Origin of the sequence: Nocardioides secundeburneus, from assembly GCF_039939255.1 — a bacterium.
GTDB lineage: Bacteria > Actinomycetota > Actinomycetes > Propionibacteriales > Nocardioidaceae > Nocardioides.
The window spans coordinates 329,790-348,522 of sequence record NZ_JBDUUE010000002.1; the positions used below are offsets into that span (position 1 = coordinate 329,790).

22 protein-coding genes are annotated in these 18,733 nt (G+C 73.9%); 13 read left to right on the plus strand and 9 right to left on the minus strand.

Features of this window, described 5'->3' with window-relative positions:
- Positions 1 to 8 precede the first annotated feature (8 nt).
- The 6 genes from ABFT23_RS06545 (at position 9) to ABFT23_RS06570 (ending at position 5,305) form a co-directional block, all read left to right on the plus strand.
- A complete protein-coding gene (locus ABFT23_RS06545; RefSeq protein WP_347894026.1) occupies positions 9 to 944 on the plus strand; it encodes an ATP-dependent DNA ligase in 936 nt (311 codons plus the stop codon).
- The gene (locus ABFT23_RS06550; protein ID WP_347893460.1) at positions 941 to 1,675 is read left to right on the plus strand and encodes a L,D-transpeptidase family protein; all 735 of its coding nucleotides are present in this window, start codon (positions 941 to 943) and stop codon (positions 1,673 to 1,675) included. Before ABFT23_RS06545 ends, ABFT23_RS06550 begins: the two co-directional genes overlap by 4 nt.
- 4 nt (positions 1,676 to 1,679) lie before the next feature.
- Positions 1,680 to 2,609, plus strand: coding sequence for a non-homologous end-joining DNA ligase (gene ligD, locus ABFT23_RS06555; RefSeq protein WP_347893462.1), 930 nt, complete (start codon positions 1,680 to 1,682; stop codon positions 2,607 to 2,609).
- Positions 2,610 to 2,834: 225 nt separating this feature from the next.
- On the plus strand, positions 2,835 to 3,347 hold the full coding sequence (locus ABFT23_RS06560; protein WP_347893464.1) for a hypothetical protein: 513 nt from the start codon (positions 2,835 to 2,837) through the stop codon (positions 3,345 to 3,347).
- 67 nt (positions 3,348 to 3,414) lie between these two features.
- The gene (locus ABFT23_RS06565; protein WP_347893466.1) at positions 3,415 to 4,110 is read left to right on the plus strand and encodes a response regulator transcription factor; all 696 of its coding nucleotides are present in this window, start codon (positions 3,415 to 3,417) and stop codon (positions 4,108 to 4,110) included.
- Positions 4,103 to 5,305, plus strand: coding sequence for a histidine kinase dimerization/phospho-acceptor domain-containing protein (locus tag ABFT23_RS06570; protein WP_347893468.1), 1,203 nt, complete (start codon positions 4,103 to 4,105; stop codon positions 5,303 to 5,305). Before ABFT23_RS06565 ends, ABFT23_RS06570 begins: the two co-directional genes overlap by 8 nt.
- A gap of 64 nt (positions 5,306 to 5,369) precedes the next feature.
- Here ABFT23_RS06570 and ABFT23_RS06575 read toward each other — a convergent pair whose 3' ends face one another.
- From ABFT23_RS06575 to ABFT23_RS06615, 9 genes are all read right to left on the minus strand, one after another.
- The gene (locus ABFT23_RS06575) at positions 5,370 to 6,509 is read right to left on the minus strand and encodes an MSMEG_0565 family glycosyltransferase (RefSeq protein ID WP_347893470.1); all 1,140 of its coding nucleotides are present in this window, start codon (positions 6,507 to 6,509) and stop codon (positions 5,370 to 5,372) included.
- An 11-nt stretch (positions 6,510 to 6,520) separates the two neighbouring features.
- Positions 6,521 to 7,336, minus strand: coding sequence for a carbon-nitrogen hydrolase family protein (locus tag ABFT23_RS06580; RefSeq protein ID WP_347893472.1), 816 nt, complete (start codon positions 7,334 to 7,336; stop codon positions 6,521 to 6,523).
- Entirely contained in the window at positions 7,337 to 8,641 is a 1,305-nt protein-coding gene (locus tag ABFT23_RS06585; protein WP_347893474.1) for an MSMEG_0569 family flavin-dependent oxidoreductase, read from the minus strand.
- Positions 8,638 to 8,952 (minus strand): MSMEG_0570 family nitrogen starvation response protein, encoded by a 315-nt coding sequence (locus tag ABFT23_RS06590; RefSeq protein ID WP_347893476.1) that lies wholly within the window; start codon positions 8,950 to 8,952, stop codon positions 8,638 to 8,640. The genes ABFT23_RS06585 and ABFT23_RS06590 overlap by 4 nt, the downstream gene beginning before the upstream one ends.
- Entirely contained in the window at positions 8,945 to 9,811 is an 867-nt protein-coding gene (locus tag ABFT23_RS06595) for a carbon-nitrogen hydrolase family protein (protein ID WP_347893478.1), read from the minus strand. The genes ABFT23_RS06590 and ABFT23_RS06595 overlap by 8 nt, the downstream gene beginning before the upstream one ends.
- A complete protein-coding gene (locus tag ABFT23_RS06600; protein ID WP_347893480.1) occupies positions 9,808 to 11,211 on the minus strand; it encodes an MSMEG_0567/sll0787 family protein in 1,404 nt (467 codons plus the stop codon). Before ABFT23_RS06600 ends, ABFT23_RS06595 begins: the two co-directional genes overlap by 4 nt.
- Positions 11,208 to 12,281 (minus strand): MSMEG_0568 family radical SAM protein, encoded by a 1,074-nt coding sequence (locus ABFT23_RS06605; RefSeq protein WP_347893482.1) that lies wholly within the window; start codon positions 12,279 to 12,281, stop codon positions 11,208 to 11,210. The genes ABFT23_RS06600 and ABFT23_RS06605 overlap by 4 nt, the downstream gene beginning before the upstream one ends.
- A gap of 11 nt (positions 12,282 to 12,292) precedes the next feature.
- The gene (locus tag ABFT23_RS06610; protein WP_347893483.1) at positions 12,293 to 12,817 is read right to left on the minus strand and encodes an MSMEG_0572/Sll0783 family nitrogen starvation response protein; all 525 of its coding nucleotides are present in this window, start codon (positions 12,815 to 12,817) and stop codon (positions 12,293 to 12,295) included.
- Between the two features lie 62 nt (positions 12,818 to 12,879).
- Positions 12,880 to 13,728, minus strand: coding sequence for an amidohydrolase family protein (locus tag ABFT23_RS06615; protein ID WP_347893485.1), 849 nt, complete (start codon positions 13,726 to 13,728; stop codon positions 12,880 to 12,882).
- 373 nt (positions 13,729 to 14,101) lie between these two features.
- On the opposite strand from ABFT23_RS06615, the gene ABFT23_RS06620 reads away from it, so the two are divergent.
- Genes ABFT23_RS06620 through ABFT23_RS06650 form a run of 7 tightly spaced genes read left to right on the plus strand, consistent with a single transcriptional unit; the run spans position 14,102 to position 18,726 of the window.
- A complete protein-coding gene (locus ABFT23_RS06620; protein ID WP_347893487.1) occupies positions 14,102 to 15,424 on the plus strand; it encodes a CpaF family protein in 1,323 nt (440 codons plus the stop codon).
- Position 15,425: 1 nt separating this feature from the next.
- Positions 15,426 to 16,280, plus strand: a complete 855-nt coding sequence (locus tag ABFT23_RS06625; protein WP_347893489.1) for a type II secretion system F family protein — start codon at positions 15,426 to 15,428, stop codon at positions 16,278 to 16,280.
- Positions 16,277 to 17,218 (plus strand): type II secretion system F family protein, encoded by a 942-nt coding sequence (locus ABFT23_RS06630; protein ID WP_347893491.1) that lies wholly within the window; start codon positions 16,277 to 16,279, stop codon positions 17,216 to 17,218. Before ABFT23_RS06625 ends, ABFT23_RS06630 begins: the two co-directional genes overlap by 4 nt.
- A 44-nt stretch (positions 17,219 to 17,262) precedes the next feature.
- Positions 17,263 to 17,457 (plus strand): hypothetical protein, encoded by a 195-nt coding sequence (locus ABFT23_RS06635; RefSeq protein ID WP_347893493.1) that lies wholly within the window; start codon positions 17,263 to 17,265, stop codon positions 17,455 to 17,457.
- Entirely contained in the window at positions 17,457 to 17,840 is a 384-nt protein-coding gene (locus ABFT23_RS06640; RefSeq protein ID WP_347893495.1) for a TadE/TadG family type IV pilus assembly protein, read from the plus strand. The genes ABFT23_RS06635 and ABFT23_RS06640 overlap by 1 nt, the downstream gene beginning before the upstream one ends.
- Positions 17,837 to 18,283 (plus strand): hypothetical protein, encoded by a 447-nt coding sequence (locus ABFT23_RS06645; RefSeq protein WP_347893497.1) that lies wholly within the window; start codon positions 17,837 to 17,839, stop codon positions 18,281 to 18,283. The genes ABFT23_RS06640 and ABFT23_RS06645 overlap by 4 nt, the downstream gene beginning before the upstream one ends.
- On the plus strand, positions 18,280 to 18,726 hold the full coding sequence (locus ABFT23_RS06650; protein ID WP_347893499.1) for a Tad domain-containing protein: 447 nt from the start codon (positions 18,280 to 18,282) through the stop codon (positions 18,724 to 18,726). Before ABFT23_RS06645 ends, ABFT23_RS06650 begins: the two co-directional genes overlap by 4 nt.
- The last annotated feature ends 7 nt before the right edge of the window (positions 18,727 to 18,733 follow it).

Here is an 18,733-nt window from a genome sequence, read left to right on the forward strand (position 1 = left end):
TGCGCCCCATGCTCGCCACCACCGGCGACCACGTCCCGACCTCGGAGGAGTGGGCGCACGAGGTCAAGTGGGACGGCATGCGCATCCTGGCCGACTCCGGCGGCTACGGCGAGCGCGGTCGCTACCGGCTGACCTCGCGCAACGACAACGACGTGACCGCGGCCTGGCCCGACGTCGCGACCGGGCTGCGCGAGCACCGCGGGCTGCGGCGTCGCGACCTCCTCGTCGACGGCGAGGTGATCGCGCTCAACGAGCACGGCGTCCCCGACTTCCGCACCCTGCAGGAGCGCATGCACGTGCGGCAGGCCACGTCGGTGCAACGGCTCGTCGAGACCGTGCCGGTGACGTTCATGGTCTTCGACCTGCTCCGCTACCAGGGCCGCGACCTCACCCACGAGCCGCTCGTCGACCGGCGCGCGCGCCTCGCCGAGGTGCTCGACGGGACGCCGTGGCAGGTGCCGGCGTCCTACGACGACGGCGCGATGCTGCACGAGGCGACGATGCAGCAGGGCCTCGAGGGCATCGTGAGCAAGCGGCTCGGCTCGACCTACAGGCCGGGGGAGCGGAGCCCGCACTGGCTGAAGTTCCCGCACCGGTTCCGGGTGTCCTACGTCGTCGGCGGCTGGCGACCGCAGGAGGGCACGAGCGACCGGCTGGCCTCACTGCTGGTCGGGTCGATCACGCCCGAGGGGCTGGTCTTCCGCGGCCGGGTCGGCAGCGGCATCGGCCCGAAGCAGAGCCGGCTGCTCACCGAGGCGGTCGCGGGTCTGGCCCGCGGCACCCACCCGTTCGTCGACGACGTGCCTCGCGAGGACCGCATCGGCGCGACCTGGCTCGAGCCGGTGCTCGTCGTCGACGTGGAGTCGCACGGACGGGGCTACCAACGGCTGCGGCAACCCTCCTACCGTGGGCTGCGTACCGACCTGGCCCCGGAGGACCTGTGAGAGCCGCGCTCGCCCTGATCGTCGCCGCCACGCTTGCGGTCGTCGCCGTGCCGACGCGCGCCGCCGCGGCCGACCCCGACGCCGTCCGGACGACGCCGCCGGTCGCCGCGCGCACCGTCACCCTCGACGGCGTCCGCGTGCGGTTGCGCGCGGGCACCACGCAGGTCGTCACGGTGAACCACACCGGCGGTCACGACGCGCGGGTCGCCCTGCACGTGCTCCGCGACCGCGGCTGGACGACGGTGCGCACGACCACCGACGGCCGCATCGGCTACGGCGGGCTCGTGCGCGGCGACCGTCGCCGGCAGGGCACCGGCACCACGCCCCTCGGCACCTACCGGCTCACCTCCACCTTCGGCACCCACGCGCGGCGTCCGGCCTGGGCGTTGCCGCACCGCCGGATCGAGGCCGGCGACTTCTGGGTGCAGGACAACGCCAGCCGCTGGTACAACACCTATCGCAACCAGCGGTGGGGCGGCTTCCGCTGGTGGCTGCCGGCCTCGCACCCCGAGTCGTCGGAGCGGCTGACCGACTACGGCACGCAGTACGAGCACGTCGTCGTCATGGACTACAACGCGGCGCAGGTGCGCCATCGCGGGTCCGGGATCTTCCTCCACGTCAACGGCCGCGGGGCCACCGCCGGGTGCGTGAGCGCGCCGCGGGGCTTCCTGCGGATGCTGATGGTCCGGCTCGACCCGGCCCAGCGGCCGGTCATCGCGATCGGGCGGTAGACCCGTGCCGAAGCGCGAGAGGTTCGAGGCCGAGGAGCTGCACGTCGACGTCGACGGCCGCACGCTCAAGATCAGCAACCTGGCCAAGGTGCTCTACCCGCAGACCGGCACCACCAAGGGCGAGGTGCTCGACTACTACGCCCGCATCTCCCCGGTGCTGCTGCCGCACCTCAAGGACCGCGCGGTCACCCGCATCCGCTGGCCGCACGGCGTCCAGGACATCAGCTTCTTCGAGAAGAACGCACCCGCGGGCACGCCGTCGTGGGTGCGCACGGTCGAGGTGCCCACCGGCGGACGGCGCGAGGGCCGCTACGGCCGCGTCGACAACGACACCCTCCGCTTCCCGGTCTGCGACGACCTCGCCACCCTCACCTGGCTGGCCAACCTCGCCGCGATCGAGCTGCACGTGCACCAGTGGAAGGTCGGGCGCAACGGCCGGCCGCGCAACGCCGACCGGATCGTCATCGACCTCGACCCGGGCGAGCCCGCCGGGCTGCACGAGTGCTGCCAGGTGGCGCTGCTGGCCCGCGACAAGCTCGCCGAGCGTGGCCTGGCGGCCAAGCCGGTGCTCAGCGGCAGCAAGGGCCTCCACCTCTACGCCGACCTGCCGCAGCGGCTGCCGTCGGAGGACTCCTCCGCGCTGGCCAAGCAGGTCGCCGAGGAGCTCGAGGCCGAGCACCGACGCCTCGTCACCTCGGCCATGACGAAGGCCAAGCGGGGCGGCAAGGTGTTCCTCGACTGGTCGCAGAACGCCGGCTTCAAGACCACGATCACGCCCTACTCCCTGCGCGGCAAGGAGCGGCCCTACGTCGCCGCCCCGATCACGTGGGACGAGGTCGTGGCCGGCGCCGACGACCCGCTCGACATCGAGCAGCTGCGGTTCGAGACCGTGCTCGAGCGGGCCGACGACCTCGGCGACCTGCTGGCCACCTGACGCTCCACGGCCGGCTCCCCGACCGACTTGACGACTGACCAGCGTCGAGCGGGTCGAGACTGTTACCCGTTGGTTGCCCGGTCGTGCCCGTCGCGTGGTGCAGGCCTCCGTAACGTGGTGGTCGAGCTCAGGGGGCGGGCCGCAGATCTGGGGGGATTGCGGTCCGCCGCCCGCTCCGTCCCCCCGCTCCCTACCCGCACTTCCCCTCGCTGGGGAGTACCACCCGTGGAGCTGCTGACCGGCACCCGGCGTCGCATCCTCCCCGCGCGCACGCGCGAGGTCCGGATCGCCGAGTCCCTCGCGGCCGCGCTGGTCGTCTGCTTCGCGGTGCTGGCCCTGGCGCCCCCCGTGCTCGGCCTGCACCAGCGCGTCGTCGACGTCCCCGGTCACGAGTCCACGCTCGGCACCCTGACGCTGAGCCGCACGGTCCCGACCGGTGACCTCGGGGTGGGCGACCGCGTCGTGCGCAGCGGCGACCTGCGCGTGGTCACCGGGCGCGACGCCGACGCGATCGTGCTCGACAACGACGCCCGGGTGACCATCACGCAGGCGCCCACCTCGGCGGAGGTGCTGGTCGCCGCTCCCTACGCCCGGGTCCTCGTCGCCGCGGTCGTCTCGGCGTTCGCGGTGCTGGCCCTGCTCGCCCTCGCGCGGTGGCACCGCCGGGCGCCCCACCGCCTCGTCGCCCGCCGACGAGCGGCCCATACCCGCAGGGGTACCCTCACCCGGACGCGGTGATGGCCATGGTCACGCGTTTGGTCAAGGCGCCGCCGGACGACGTCCCCCACCCCCTATGCTTCCCTGCATGGGCCACAGAGTTCTCGTCGTCGAGGACGAGGAGGACATCGCGTTCCCCCTCGTCCGGACGCTGGAGCGCGAGGGCTACGAGGTCGGCTGGGTCGACAGCGGCCAGCGGGCCCTCGACGAGCTCGGTGGCAAGACCACCGACGTGGTCATCCTCGACCTCGGCCTGCCCGACATGGACGGCCTCGAGGTGTGCAAGCAGGCCCGCTCCGCCGGCTACGAGGGCGCGATCATGATCGTCACCGCCCGCGCCGGAGAGCTCGACCGCGTCGTCGGTCTCGACTACGGCGCCGACGACTACCTGGCCAAGCCGTTCGGGCTGGCCGAGCTGCAGGCGCGGGTGCGTGCGCTGCTGCGGCGCACCGGGGCCGGCGCGGCGTCGGGCTCCGACGAGCCCGACGACGGCCTGCGCATCGACGTCGCGGCCCGGCGGGTCTACGCCGGCGACACCGAGGTGCCGCTGACCGGCAAGGAGTTCGACGTGCTGTCGATCCTGGCCGCCAACAAGGACAAGGTCGTCAGCCGTGGGCGTCTCATGGCCGACGTCTGGGACGAGAACTGGTACGGATCCACCAAGACGCTCGACGTGACGATCGGACGTCTGCGTCAGAAGCTCGAGAGTGTCGGGGTCACCGAGCGGGTCGTCGCGGTGCGCGGCGTCGGTTTCCGCCTGGAAGCCCCCGCTCCCGATGCGTGAACGACTCACCGCCTCGTTCGTCGCCATTACGCTGCTGCTCCTCCTCGGAGCCGGCCTCGTGCGCGCCTACGCCGGCGCCGGTGACGCGCGCACCGAGGAGAGCCGCGACGCCGCCGCGACGGCGGCCGCTCTGGCCATCATCGTCGCCGACCGGGTGGCCGACGGCGAGCCCGTCGGCGCCGAGGTCCTGGCGCCCTACGCCGGGCCGCGGGTCCAGCTGACCTACGCCACCCCGGGCGCCGACCCGGTCGTGGCCGTCGGCCCCGACTTCGCCGGCGGCGACGCCGACGACGAGGTGGTGGCCACGGTGACCGTGGGCGATGGCACGCTCACGGTGAGCCGTCGCGACGCCGCCGAGGACGGACCGTTCGGGGCCCGATGGCCCGAGCTCCTCGCCCTCTTCGCGCTGCTCGCCTGTCTCGCCGGGCTCCTGGGCTACGTGGTGGCCCGCAGCCTCTCCGCGCCGTTCCGGCAGCTCGCGGTCGCCGCCGCGGCCCTGGGCCGCGGCCGCTTCGACCTCGACCTGCCGCGCGGCGGCGTCCCCGAGGCCCGCGCGATCGCCTCGGCGCTCGAGCAGAGTGCGAGCCAGCTGCGCGACCGGCTCGAGCGCGAGCGGCAGTTCGGCCAGCACACCAGCCACGTGCTCCGCACGCCCCTCACCAGCCTCCGGCTGCGGCTCGAGGTGCTCATCGACGATCCCGGCCTCTCGCCCGACGCCCGCGAGGCGGCGACGGCCTGCCTCAAGGCCGTCGGCCAGCTCAACGACGTCGCCGGCGAGCTCGTCGAGCTCGGCGGTCGCGGGGTGCTGGTCGCCGGCGCCGCGGTGCCGCTGCGCGACCTCGCCACCCAGGTGGCCCAGCGCTGGGCCGACGCGCTCGACGACGACGGACGCCGTCTCACCGCCGCCGTCGAGGGCGACATCGAGCTGCTCTTCACCCCCGGCCCGGTCGAGCAGGTGCTCGACCTGATCTTCGACGACATCATCGTGCGCGAGCGTGGCGCGGTCCGGCTCGTCTTCGAGGGCGCCGCCAGCCGCCTGCGCGTCGACCTGCTCTGTGCCGGCCGCGACGGCGTCCTCGGCGCCCCGCGCCAGGTGCCGCACGCTCGCGTGCGCACGATGCTCGACGCCGTCGGCGGCTCGCTCGAACGGCCCGCCGACGCCGACGTCCTGCGCCTGCACCTGCCGAGGCGGTAGGGGCGGCCGCCCCAGGCCACCTGTCGTACCCACGTGCTCGCCCGATCCTGGGATGCGAGCTGATTCAGTCGAGGTGCGTGGGCCGGCCGGTGTGCGCGCTCAGCGCGTTCTCGTAGAAGGCCAGGTGGGCCTCGGCCGCGGTGGTCCAGGAGAAGGAGCGGGCCAGGTCGCGTCCGGGCTCGGACGGCGGGGGGTCGGTGAGCAGGCCGGTGAGCGCGTCGGTCATGGCCGGCACGTCGGCGGCGTAGGCGACGGTGTCGCCGAGCACCTCGCGCAGCACCGGCAGGTCGCGGGCGAGCACCGGCGTCCCGGCGGCGAGGGCCTCGAGGGCGGCGAGGCCGAAGCCCTCCTTGGTCGAGACGAACGACAGCGCGGCGGCCTCGGCCACGAGCGCGGGCAGGGCGTCGTCGTCCACGACGCCGAGCAGGACGGGCTCGACGCCGAGCTCGGCGGCGCGGGCGTCGAAGGCGGTCCGGTAGTCGCGGTAGTCGAAGAGCGTCTCGCCGCCCGCGAGCACCAGCCGAACGTCGGGGTGGGCGGCGCGGAGGCCGGCGAACGCCTCGAGGAGGTCGAGGGTGCCCTTGCGGGGCTCGATGCCGCCGACGGCCAGCACGTAGCGGCCGAGCTCGCGCCGGCACGCGCCGCGGCCGGCGGCGTCGAGCGCGCCCGCCTCGAACCGGGCGGCGGCGACCCCGTTCGCGATCACCGTCGTGGTTCGCCCGTAGCCGGCGCGTACCTCCTCGGCCACCGCGGCCGAGACGCAGACCAGCCCCGCGGGCTCGTGCACCGCGCGGTCGTGGCAGGCCACCAGCTCGGGCGTGGTGAAGGTGTCGAGGTGGTGCACCGTGCGCAGGCACGTCCCGGAGCGCAGCGCGGCGTTGGCGCTGATGCAGTCCTGGGCGTGCACCACGTCGTACGCCGCCCGCTCGGCCGCGAACGCCTCGGCCAGCACGTCGATGGAGCGCACGATCCGGGCGCCGACGTCCTCGGTGACGTCCTCGGCGACCAGACCGTCGGGCCGGTCGGCGAACGGGACGGCGTGCACGGTGACCGCGGGGTCGACGGGCCGGAAGAACGTCGTGTCGCCGCCCCGGCCCAGCGTCCACACGTGCACGTCGACGCCGAGGGCGGCGAGCGCCTCGGCCAGGGCGAGGGTGTGGACGACGCCCCCGCGCGGCCTGGTCGAGTAGGTCAGCAGCGCCACGCTCCGCGGCGTCACCGGTAGGCCGCCGTCTCGAGCTCGGCGAGGTGGTGCAGCACCCGTCGCGAGCGCGCGATCTCGGCGTCGACGTCGATGGTCGCGACCGCGAGACCGCCCTTGGCCGAGGTGCGGGCGAGCACGTCGCCGCCCGGGCCCACGACCTTCGCCTGGCCGAGGAAGCGCAGGCCGCCGAGCATGCCCGTCTGGTTGCTCGAGGCCCACACGACCTGGTTCTCGGCGGCCCGGGCGCTGTCGTAGAGGTCGAACAGCCGCGACTGCCGGTCCTGCGGCAGCCGCGACGCCCGGTCGGTGACCGAGGCCGGCCACGCCGACAGGCAGGCCAGCACCGTGGCGCCGTCGAGGGCGAGCGTGCGCGCGGCCTCGGGGAACGTCTTGTCGTAGTCGATGAGCATGCCGAGCCGGCCGACCGGGGTGTCGAACGCCGAGAAGCCCTCACCCGGCGCGTAGACGGTCGACTCGCCGGCCGGCAGGTGCACCTTGCGGTGCCGGCCGAGCACGCCGTCGCCGCTCACGCACACGGCCGCGTTGTGCACGGTCTCGCCCGCCTGCTCGGCGTAGCCCACGCACACGACCAGGTCGCCGGCCGCGGCGGCGACCGCGGCGATCTCGGGGGAGCCCTCGGCGAGCGCCGGCGGGGCCTCGGACGGCGCCCGGAGGTCGTCGAGGTAGCCGCCCAGCGCCGCGTCGGGCAGCACGAGCAGGTCGCACCCGGCCGCGCGGGCGTCGTCCACGATGCCGCAGACCTTGGCCACCCCGCGCGCGAGGTCGCGGCCGAAGTGCGCGGCGACCGCGCCGATGGTCACCTCCATCTACACGGTGGTCGAGGTGCGAGCCTGGGAGCCTCGAGACCCGGTCCCGGTGATGCACGACGCGACGTGCTCGGCGTCGCGCGCGATGCCGAGGAACCGGCCGGAGCCCCACGTGTGCAGCCACGGCAGGCCGAGGAAGTAGAGCCCCGGCACCGACGTGACGCCGCGCGTGTGGGTGGGCCGTCCGTGCCCGTCGAAGACGCCGACGCCGACCCAGCGGTAGTCGGGCCGGTAGCCGATCGCCCAGACCACGCTGGTGATCCCGGCCGCGGCGAGGTCGAGCTCGGTCGGGTCGGCGTCCGGCATCCAGACCGGCTCGTAGGTCGACGGCGGCGGCGCGTCGATGCCCTGCGCGTCGATCCACCGGTCGATGTCGCGGCAGATCGAGTTGTAGGTGCGGTCGGCGTCGTCGAGCGCCTGGGTCATCGTCGGACGGAACGTGAGGTGCGAGCCGCCCGGCGTCGTGAGGCCGTCGAGGAGGCCGTAGAGCCGCATGCCCTCGAGGGCGAACGCGCGCAGGTCGATGTCGCGGCCGCCGTCGCGCCCGGTGACGTAGTGGTTGGTCTTCTCGCGTGCGGCGAGGCCTCCCGGGTACTGCGCGACCGCCGTGTCGTAGAGGCCCATGTCGGACAGCCAGGTCATGCAGTCGCGCCCGCGGTAGGTGCGGGCGACGCGCGGGGCGTCGCCGAGCGCGAGGTGCACCTGACGGCCGGCGAGGTGGAGGTCCTCGGCGACCTGGGCGCCGGACTGGCCGGAGCCGACGACGAGGACGCCGCCGTCGGGCAGCTGCTCGGGGTTGCGGTAGTCGGCGGAGTGGATCTGCTCGATCGCGGGGTCGATGGCGCCGGCCCACGGCGGCACGATGGGCAGGTGGTAGCCGCCGGTGGCCAGGACGACGTGGTCGGCCTCCCAGGTCGTCTCGCCGTCGGGGCCGGAGGTCTGCAGCACGAACCCGCCGCCGTCACGCTCGACGAGCGAGGTGACGCGGGTGTGCTCGAGCAGCGGCGGGCCGAACGTCGGTGCGTAGCCGGCGAGCCAGGCCACGACCTCGTCGCGGGTCATGAACCCGTCGGGGTCGGGGCCGTCGTAGGCGTAGCCCGGCAGGCGGCAGTGCCAGTTGGGGGTGACGAGGGTGAAGTTGTCCCACCGGGTGTCGGCCCACTCGTGGGCGGCCGTGCCGGCCTCGAGGACGACGTGGTCGACGCCGTCGCGGGTCAGGTACCAGCTGGTCGACAGCCCGGCCTGGCCGCCGCCGACGACGGCGACGGCGGTGGAGCGGGTGCTCGTGGTGCTCACGGTGCTCACAGCGCCTCCTGGGTGGTCGGGGCGGGCAGGGGTGGCCACATGCGCACGACCTCGACGACGTCGTCGGGGCCGAAGGCCGTGGCGCTCTCGGTGATCTGCTGGGTGGTGGCGGCCGCGGAGGTGCAGGCGAAGCCGAACTTCTCCTTGACCCGCTCGCTGGCGATCGCGAGGGCGAGCGTGGAGCGCCGGGTGAAGTCGCGCACCGTGTAGGTCGTGCCGGCGACCAGGTGGTCGTGCAGCACGAGCGAGGGGGAGTAGCAGTCCTGCACGCGGCCGTCGGGCCAGCGCACCGAGAGCGTCATCTCAGGCATAGCTGACCGCCGGCTCCACGTAGAGCTCGGGACGCCGGTCGCCGAGGTGGAACATCGACCGGCGGGCGCCCTCGAGCGCCCCGGCGACGTCGACCTCGGCGTAGGCGACGCCGTCGCCCGTGGACGTCGCGGCGAGCACGTCGCCGCCCGGCCCGACGACCTTGGCCGAGCCGACGAAGCGGAGCGAGCCGAACGTGCCCGCCTGGTTCGAGGCGACCCAGACGACCTGGTTCTCCAGCGCCCGGGCCTGGTCGAAGAGGTCGAACCGCTTCTTCCAGCGGTCGTCGGCGAGGTCGCCGGCGGTGGCGGTGCGGGCCGCGGGCCAGGCCGAGATGCACGCGATCACCTGGGCGCCGTCGAGGGCGAGCCCGCGGGCGGCCTCGGGGAACGCCTTGTCGTAGCAGATGAGCGCGCCGAGCCGGCCGACCGGCGTCTCGACGGCCCGGAAGACCTCGCCGGCCTCGTAGTAGAGGTTCTCGCCGAGCGGCTGGTGCACCTTGCGGTGCACGCCGAGCACGCCGTCGCCGGTGACGACGGCCGCGCTGTTGAAGCGGCGTCCGCCGTCGGACTCGCAGAACCCGACGACGAGCGTCATCTCGCGGGCGACGGCGGCGACGGCGCGCAGCTCGGGCCCGTCGGCGTCCATCACCGGGGGGAGCGAGTCGGGCCTCTCGGCGTGGGTGCCGTCGCGGCCGGAGCCGAGCACGGACAGGTAGCCGCCGAGACAGGCCTCGGGGAGCGCGAGCAGCGAGGTGCCGCGGGCCCGGGCGTCGTCGACGAGCCGGGCGACCTGGCGCAGGTTGTCGTCGACGTCGCGGCCGAAGTTGGCGCTCACGGCGCCGAAGGTGTGGGTGCTCATGCTGTTCCCATTCCGGTGACGGTGGAGGTGACGGCCTCGGTGACGACCCCGTCGGGCCAGCGCAGGCCGACGCCGCTGCCCTCGGTGAGCTCGCCGCAGACGGAGCTCGTGACGTGGCCGGGGAGGGTGGCCCGGGCTGGTGCCGACTCGGCGGTGACCATGGCGAAGCCGGGGAAGCAGGTGAGCCAGTCGCCGGTCGCGGCGGCGTCGGGCGTGGGGATCGCGGCGACGTCGAGGACGGCGCGGCAGCCCGAGGCCTCGGCGAGCATGCCGGTCGTGCCGACGAGCCCGCTCATGCTGACGTCCTTGGCGGCCGTCGGCGCGAGGGCGGGGACCACACCGGCAACGGCTCTGAGCTCCTCGCCGGTGCGGTGACTGGAGGAGTCCCACTGGGACCCGGTGTAGCGCGGCCGCCAGCCGCCGCCGAGGTCGGCGGTGACGCGGAGCGCCTGCCCGGCCTCGCCGCCACCACCGGGGATCGGACGCGGTGTCCGACCGAGTGCGGTGACCGACAGCGCGGCCGGGACGCCGAGCTGGGTGTGGCCGCCGATGACCGGTACGCCCCAGGCCTGGCTGGCGTCGGCGAGCCCGCGCAGGACGCGGCGGGCGAAGGAGGCGTCGCGGGCGGCGACGGCGTCGAGCAGCGCCACCGGCGTGGCGCCCATGGCGGACAGGTCGTTGAGGTTGACGAGGGCGGCGCACCACCCGGCCCACTCGGGGTCGCGCTCGACCATCGAGGGCAGGATCGCGTCGCACGCGGCGACCAGGTCGGAGCCCGGCACCGGGGCGCCGTCGTCGCCGACGAACCCGGCCGGCACCCCGGCGCTCAGGGCGGGGAGCAGGCCCCCGAGTGCCGCCTTCGTGGCGTCGACGAGTCGTTGCACCCGGGCGATGGGCCAGTCGACGACGACGTGCGGGTGGCCGTGCAGGTGGGTGCGCTCGCGCGCCACCCAGCCGAGCCGGCGGAAGAGCCGCTCGTTCTGGGCCTGCACGGTGGCGTCGAAGCGCAGTGCGCCCTGCTGCTCGGCCGCGGCGCACGCGGCCCGGACGAGCGCGGCCCCGACACCCAGCAGCAGGCGGGCGTCGGTGGCCACGGCGAGCCGGGAGCCGCGCCACCAGCCGAGGTCGGGGCCGTCGGTGATCGCGGGGTGCAGGCGGACGCCGCCGAGCACCTCGCCGTCGTGGGCGAGGGCGACGAGCACGATCGTGCGCGGGTCGGCGTCGACGTCGTCGAGGTCGGAGCCGCGGAACAGGCCCTGCTCGTGCACGAACACCTCGCGCCGCAGGGCGCGGTAGGCCGCCACCTCGCGGGCCTCGGCACGCACGACGACGAACGCGTCGAGGCTGGGCGTCGTCCGTCGGGAGCCGGTGAGGATGACCTCGTCGACGATGCTCGTCACGACGCCGCCTCGTCGGAGGAGCACGACCCCAGCGCCGAGCAGGCGCCGCAGGCGGCGCACCCGGCGGCCTGGTCGGTGCCGAGCATGCCGTGCGCCCGCAGGGCCGCCGAGACCTGGGCGGTGATCTTGTAGACGTCGCGCGGGTCGGGCGCGGCGGCGCCGTCGACGTCGGTGGCGAGCGTGCCGGCGAGCGGGCGGAACGGGACGACGAACGGGTAGACGCCCATCTCGATGAGCTCGACCGCGCCCCTGACCATCTCGTCGGGGTCCTCGCCGAGGCCGACGAGGAGGTAGGTCGAGACCTGGTTCCAGCCGAAGACGCGCACGGCCTCGGCCCAGGCGGCCTGGTACTCGGCCATCGGGACGGCGCCCTTGCCCGGCATCCAGGCCAGGCGGGCGGCGTCGTCGAGGCTCTCGACGTGGATGCCGATCGAGCGGGCGCCGGCGTCGTAGAGGTCCTGGATGGTCTGCAGGTCGCCGGGTGGCTCGCACTGCACCTGGATGGGCAGGTCGGGCAGCACCTCGCGGACGGCGCGCACGCACCGGGCGAGGTGGGTGGCGCCGCGGTCGCGGCCGTTGCTGGTGCCGGTCGTCATGACCATCTGGGTGATGCCGTCGAGGTCGTGGGCGGCCTTGGCGACCTCCGCGACCTGGTCCGGCGTCTTGACCGCGACCGTGGCACCCGCGTTGAGCGACTCCTCGATCGCGCAGAACCGGCAGCGCTCCGACTCCTCGTAGCGCACGCAGGTCTGCACGACGGTCGTGGCGAGCACGTTGGCCGAGTGCAGCCGCGCGATCTTCTCGTACGACACGCCGTCGGCTGTCTCGAGGTCGTAGAACCTCGGGCGCGCCACGGCCTCCACGCCCATGCCGGTGTCGGCGCCGTCGAGGAGCAGCTTGCCGCCGCTGACGGTGTAGGGGCTGCGGGGGTTGAGCGGGATGGCCGCCCCCACACCGTCGAGCAGCACGTGCCCGTCGTCGCTGGGGCCGGCGCCCGCGCGGCGCGCGACCGGGGCGTCCAGGAGGCGGATGCCCTGGATCGCCACGTCTACCCGGGTGTCGGCTCCCATGACTCAGCCGATCAGAGGTTGTAGACGGAGTTGATGATCGCGCCCTTGTTGGCGAAGTGGATCACCGCGTCCTGGACGTCGAGCGGGTGGCACGGGATGACGCCCTCGATGAGGTCCTCCTCGCGCTGGCCGTGCAGGGCCATGCCGAACCGGCAGCACAGCACCGTGCCGCCCTCGGAGATGAAGGTCTTGATCGCGTCGTTCATGTTCTGGTTGCCGGGGAACGCGACGTCGCCGGTGGTCGGGAAGCCACGGGTGTCGGCGCAGGCCAGCGCACCGGGCCCGTAGAAGTAGAGGGTGGCGTCGAAGCCCTTGCGCAGCGCGCGGGTGGTCTGCAGCACGGCGACGAAGCTGACCGAGCTCTCGTGCGGGATGCCGTGCACGAGCGTGAGCCACGCCTGGCCCTCGCTGGCCTGGTAGTCGGGGAAGAGCTTGGTGGAGCCGTAGAGGTTGGTGCCCTTGCCCTGGCTGGGGTGGGGCACCTCGGCCTTGGACTTCTCCATCGCGGCCAGGATCTCGTCGTCGTACACGGACATGCGGTGTCTCCTCGGTGTCGTGTGTGGTGCCGTGTGTGGTGGTGCGGCGGGGTGCGGGGTCTTCAGAGCCCGTAGAGGGCGTCGAAGTTCTGGTGGAAGAAGGCGTCGGCGAGGGCGCCGTCGCCCGAGGCCGCGCGCAGGCGGGCGTGCTCGCCCTCGAAGTCGCCCCAGGGGGCGTCGGTGGCGAAGAGGACCCGGTCGTGGCCGACGCCGCGACGCTCGATCTCCTGCGCCAACCAGGCCGGTGCGAAGCCGATGGCCCAGCTGGTGTCGGTGTAGACCTGCTTGCCGGCCTCGATCCAGTCGAAGAACAGGCCGCCGATCAGCTTGAGGTGGCCGCTCATGCCACCGCCGAGGTGCACCAGGTGGATCTTCGTGGCGTCGCCGTAGCGCTCGACCAGGCGGCCGATGCGGTCGACGTCGGACGCCGCCCCCGGGCTGGTGTGGACGTGCACGACCAGGCCGAGATCGGCGGCGGTCGTGAAGATGCGGTCGAGCTGCTCGGCGCAGGCGGGGTCGTCGGGTGCCCCACCGAGCAGGAAGCTGGTCTTGAGCGCGACCACGCCGTCCTCGACAGCGAGGCGGAACGCCTCGTCGTTGCGCTCGGCGTCGCTCTGCTTCGGGCTCACCCACAGCCCGCAGCGCACCCGGTCGTCCTTCTGGGCCGCCTCGAGGGCCAGGTGGTTGAGCCCGAACGCGACGTCGGGGTCGGGCACGCCGTAGTTGGGCAGCACCAGCGCGCGCTCGGTCCCCTCGGCGTCGAGAGTCGTGAACAGCTCCTCGACGCTCTCGAGGGCGGTGGTGTCGGGGTTGATCGGCGGCCCGCCGTAGAAGCCGTATGCCGGCAGCCGGCCGATGTGGCGGTGGGCGTCGCGGTGGGCGACGCGGTGGGCGACGGGGCGGCTGGGCATGACGAGAAGCCAACGCCCGGCTCGTTTCGAACTGGTTTCGTGCGGAATTCCGTCTGTGTCGCCGACGGTAAGAAGTCCGTTAAGCGGACTCGAAGCCGGTCACGCCCCGGTGGTCCTCGTCGAGCGATCGCGCGGAAAGGACCACGGCCCGGGGTGCCGAGGGGGTCCGCATCGAGCGATCGCGCGGAAAGGACCATGGCCGGGGTGCCGAGGCCGGCCCGGCTCGAGGTCGGGGCGTTCGTCGGTCTAGACCTCGTGTCACCAGTTCGCCGGAGTTTTCCACAGATCGGTCCTGGGGTCTGGGCACGGCGGGGCAGGTCTGCCTACATTCCTCCCACCGCTCTCGCCGCAACTCGGGAAAGGAGGCGACGGCGTGTCCTCGACCTACCCTCCACCACCGCCCGCCGCGTTGCCGAATGCGTTGCCGACCGCGCCGCCCGCCGCGGGTCCTGACGGTGCCGGCGACCCGTTGTCGCTGGTCGACGAGCTCGACCGCCGCGTCCGTGAGCTCGTGCGTCGCGAGGGCGTCGACCCCCAGCGCGACGCTGCCGTCGTCCGGCGCATCATCAACGGCGTCGTGCAGGCTCACGACGACCGCTCGCTCACCGGGGTGGTCGCGCCGGTCGTCGACCCGCAGGCGCTCGTCACCGAGCTGGTCGCGCGGGTCTCGGGCTTCGGGCCCCTGCAGCAGTTCCTCGACGACCCCTCGGTCGAGGAGATCTGGATCAACGACCCGAGCCGGGTCTTCGTCGCCCGACGCGGCCGGCACGAGCTCACCAACCTGGTGCTCACCCGGGCCCAGGTCACCGAGCTCGTCGAGCGCATGCTGAAGTCGAGCGGACGCCGCCTCGACGTCTCGGCCCCGTTCGTCGACGCCATGCTGCCCGAGGGTCACCGGCTGCACGTCGTGCTCGAGGGCATCACCCGCGGGTTCTCGGCGGTCAACATCCGCAAGTTCATCCTGCGGGCCGGCCAGCTCGACGACCTCGTCGAGCTCGGCAGCCTGAGTCCGCGGGCGGCGTCCTTCCTCTCGGCGAGCGTGCGGGCCGGGCTGAACATCCTGGTCGCCGGGGGCACCCAGGCGGGCAAGACCACCCTCCTCAACTGCCTCGCCGCCTCGATCCCCGGAGGCGACCGGGTGGTCAGCGCCGAGGAGGTCTTTGAATTGCGGTTCCCGCACCCCGACTGGGTCGCCATGCAGACGCGGCAGTCGGGGCTCGAGGGCACCGGCGAGATCAAGCTGCGCGACCTCGTCAAGGAGGCGCTGCGCATGCGGCCGAGCCGCGTGATCGTCGGCGAGGTGCGGGCCGAGGAGTGCCTCGACCTGCTGCTCGCCCTCAACGCCGGCCTGCCCGGCATGTGCACCCTGCACGCCAACAGCGCGCGCGAAGCGCTGGTCAAGATGTGCACGCTGCCCCTGCTCGCGGGCGAGAACATCTCGGCCCGCTTCGTGGTTCCTACCGTGGCCGCGTCGGTCGACCTGGTGGTGCACCTCGGCATCGACCCGCACGGCGTGCGGCGTGTCAACGAGATCGTCGGCGTGCCCGGCCGGGTCGAGAACGACATCATCGAGGCCGAGCCGATCTTCGTGCGGCACGGCACCGAGCTGCGTCGCACGCACGGCATGCCGCCGCGCCTCGAGCTGTTCGAGCGGGTCGGCATCGACGTCCACGCGCTGCTGAACGACGGGCGCTGACGTGGGCGCGCTCGTCGGGCTCGGCGTCGGCCTGGGGCTGCTGCTGGTGTGGTCGGCGTTCACGATGCCGCGCGGGCGGGCTCGGGGGCCGGCCGCGCCCGGTCGCCTCCGTCGTCAGCTCGACGCCGCCGGCCTGCCCGACGTCGCCGCCGGCGGACTCGTCGCGCTCTGCCTCGGGTTCGCCCTTGCCGCCGCCCTGCTCGTGCAGGCCATCTCGAGCACGCCGCCGGTCGCCGTCGTCTTCGGGGTCATCGCCGGCTACTTGCCGGTGGCGATCGTCGCTGGGCGGGCCCGGCGTCGTCTGCGCGAGCTCGCCGAGGTCTGGCCGGAGGCGATCGACAACCTGGCCTCCGCCGTCCGAGCCGGCCTGTCGCTGCCCGATGCCCTGGCCGGGCTGGCGATCCGCGGACCCGAGCCGCTACGGCCGGCCTTCGACGCCTTCGCCCTCGACTACCAGGTCACGGGCCGCTTCGGCGACAGCCTCGACCGGTTGAAGGACCGGCTGGCCGACCCGGTCGGCGACCGGGTCGTCGAAGGTCTCCGCATCGCCCGCGAGGTCGGTGGTGGCGAGCTGGGCCGTCTGCTGCGCAACCTGTCCGGCTACCTCCGCGACGACCTGCGCACGCGCTCCGAGCTCGAGTCGCGCCAGGCGTGGGCGGTCAACGGGGCGAGGCTCGCCGTCGCCGCCCCGTGGGTCGTGCTGCTGCTGATGTCGGCCCAGACCGAGGTCATCCAGCGCTACCGCTCGGCCACCGGCGTCGCGATCCTCGTCGTCGGCGCGGTCGTGTGCGTCGTGGCCTACCGGGTGATGATGCGCATCGGCCGACTGCCCACCGAGCACCGGATCCTGCGGTGAGCCCGGCCACCTGGGGCATGCTGCTCGGCGGTCTCGCCGGCCTCGGCCTCGTGCTCGCCGGCCGACGTGTGTTCGTCATCCGGCGTCCGCCCCTGGCCCAGCGCGTGCTGCCCTACCTGCGCGACGTGCCGTCACCCGGCGCCCCGACCCGCTACGCCGACCTCGACGCCGACCCGTCCCGTTCCGCGATCGCCGGCGTGTTCGGTCCCGTGCTCCGCTCGGCCGCCGACACGGTCGAGCGGGTGCTCGGCGGTGCCCGATCGGTCGAGCGGCGGCTCACGCGGGCCGGGCTCGACCGCACCGTCCACGAGTTCCGCATCGAGCAGGTGCAGTGGGGCCTCGTCGGGTTCGCGATCGCCGCCGCCTGGGGCCTGCTGCGGGCGCTCTCGGGCCAGGCATCGCCACTGCTCACCCTGCTGGTGTGCCTGTTCGCGTTCGTCGTCGGCGTGCTGTTCCGCGACAACTGGCTCTCGAGCCAGGTGAAGAGCCGCGAGCGTCGCATCCTCACCGAGTTCCCCACCGTCGCCGAGCTGCTCGCCCTCTCGGTCGCGGCCGGCGAGGGGCCGGTGGCCGCGCTCGGACGCGTCGTCCAGCGCAGCGGCGGTGAGTTGTCGCGCGACCTCGGCGTCGTGCTCGCCGCGATCCGCACCGGTGAGCCCGTCGGCGCCGCCTTCGACCAGATGGCCGCCGCCACCGGGCTGCCGCTCGTCTCCCGCTTCGCGCAGGGCGTCGCGATCGCCGTCGAGCGCGGCACCCCGCTCGCCGACGTGCTGCACGCCCAGGCCGGCGACGTCCGCGACGCCGGACGCCGGGAGCTGATCGAGCTCGCCGCTCGGCGGGAGGTCCTGATGATGGTGCCGGTCGTCTTCCTCGTGCTGCCGATCACCATCCTCTTCGCGTTCTGGCCCGGCTGGGTCGGGCTCTCCCTCACCGTCTAGGCGTCTCACCCCTCCCTCCACAGGATTCTCGGAAAGGACACCCCATGGGGACCATCGACCAGCTGCTCGTGCGGCTCTCCCTGCTCCTGCTCCCACCGCCCGCCGAGCGTGAGCGCGGCGACGTGCCCGGGTGGGTGATGATCACCGTGATGAGCGCGGGCATCGTGGCGATCATCGGCATCACGGCCCGCGAGCAGCTCAACTCCATGCTGCAGGCCGCCTTCGCCAAGGTGCAGTAGTGCCGGCGCGCCGAGGTGAGCGCGGCGCGGCAGTGGTCGACTTCGTCCTGGTGCTGGTCGTGCTGCTGCCGCTGGTGCTCGGCATCGCCCAGCTGGCGCTCGTGCTGCACGTGCGCAACACGCTCGCCTCGGCGGCCGCCGAGGGAGCGCGCTACGCCGCCGTCCAGGACCGCGGCGAGGCCGACGGCGTCGCGCGCACCCGGGCCCAGGTCGAGGGCGCCGTCTCGGGCGAGTTCGCCGACCGGATCTCCGTGCGCACCGTCGACGTCGGCGGAGTGCCGACCGTCGAGGTCCGCGTGGTGGCCACCGTGCCCGCCCTCGGCATCGGCGGGCCCGGGGTGACCATCGAGGTCGAGGGCCATGCCGTGAAGGAGCTCGAGTGAGTCGCCCACGACGAGCGCGCGACGAGCGGGGCAGCGCGATCGTCGAGTTCGTCTGGCTCGGGGTCCTCCTGCTGGTCCCGCTGGTCTACGTCGTGGTGTCGACCTTCGAGGTGCAACGCGGCGCGTTCGCCACCACCACGGCCGCCCGCTCGGCCGCGCGCGCCTTCGCGCTCGCTCCCGACGACGCCGCCGGCCGCGAGGCCGCCGAGGTGGCGGCGCGACAGGCGCTGGCCGACCAGGGCATCGACGGCGTCGACGTCGACGTCGAGGTCCGGTGCCAGCTCGACGACTGCCACAGCGGCACCGCGGTCATCACGGCTCGGGTCGACACCGCGGTGACCCTCCCGCTCGCGCCCGACGTCCTGGGCGGTGGCAAGCCGTCGTTCGCGCTCGACGCCAGCCACACCGTGCCCATCGGGCAGTACCAGGAGATCGCGCCGTGAGTCGCGGACCCCGGCACCGGCACGAACGGACCGACCGTGGCGCGATCTCGCCGTTGATCATCGGCTTCGCCCTCGTGCTGCTGATGACGATCGCGGTCGTCGTCGACGCGAGCGCCGCCTACCTCGAGCGGCAGGAGCTGGCCACCGTGGCCGAGGGTGCGGCACTGCAGGCGGCCGACCTCGGGGCCGAGGGCGAGGAGATCTACGAGGGCGGCCTCGGTTCCGAGCCGCTCCGCCTCCCCGCGGCGGCGGCCCGGGCCGCCGTCCACGACTACCTCGGTCTGGTCGGACGACGTGGGCTCGACGTCGCGGTCTCGGTGCAGGACGACCGGGTCGTCGTCAGCCTCACCGGCACCGCCGAGCTGCCGCTCGGACTGCCGGGCATGTCGCGACGGGTGCAGGTCACCGGCACCGGGTCGGCGATCGCCGACCCGGAGGAGTGACCGCGAC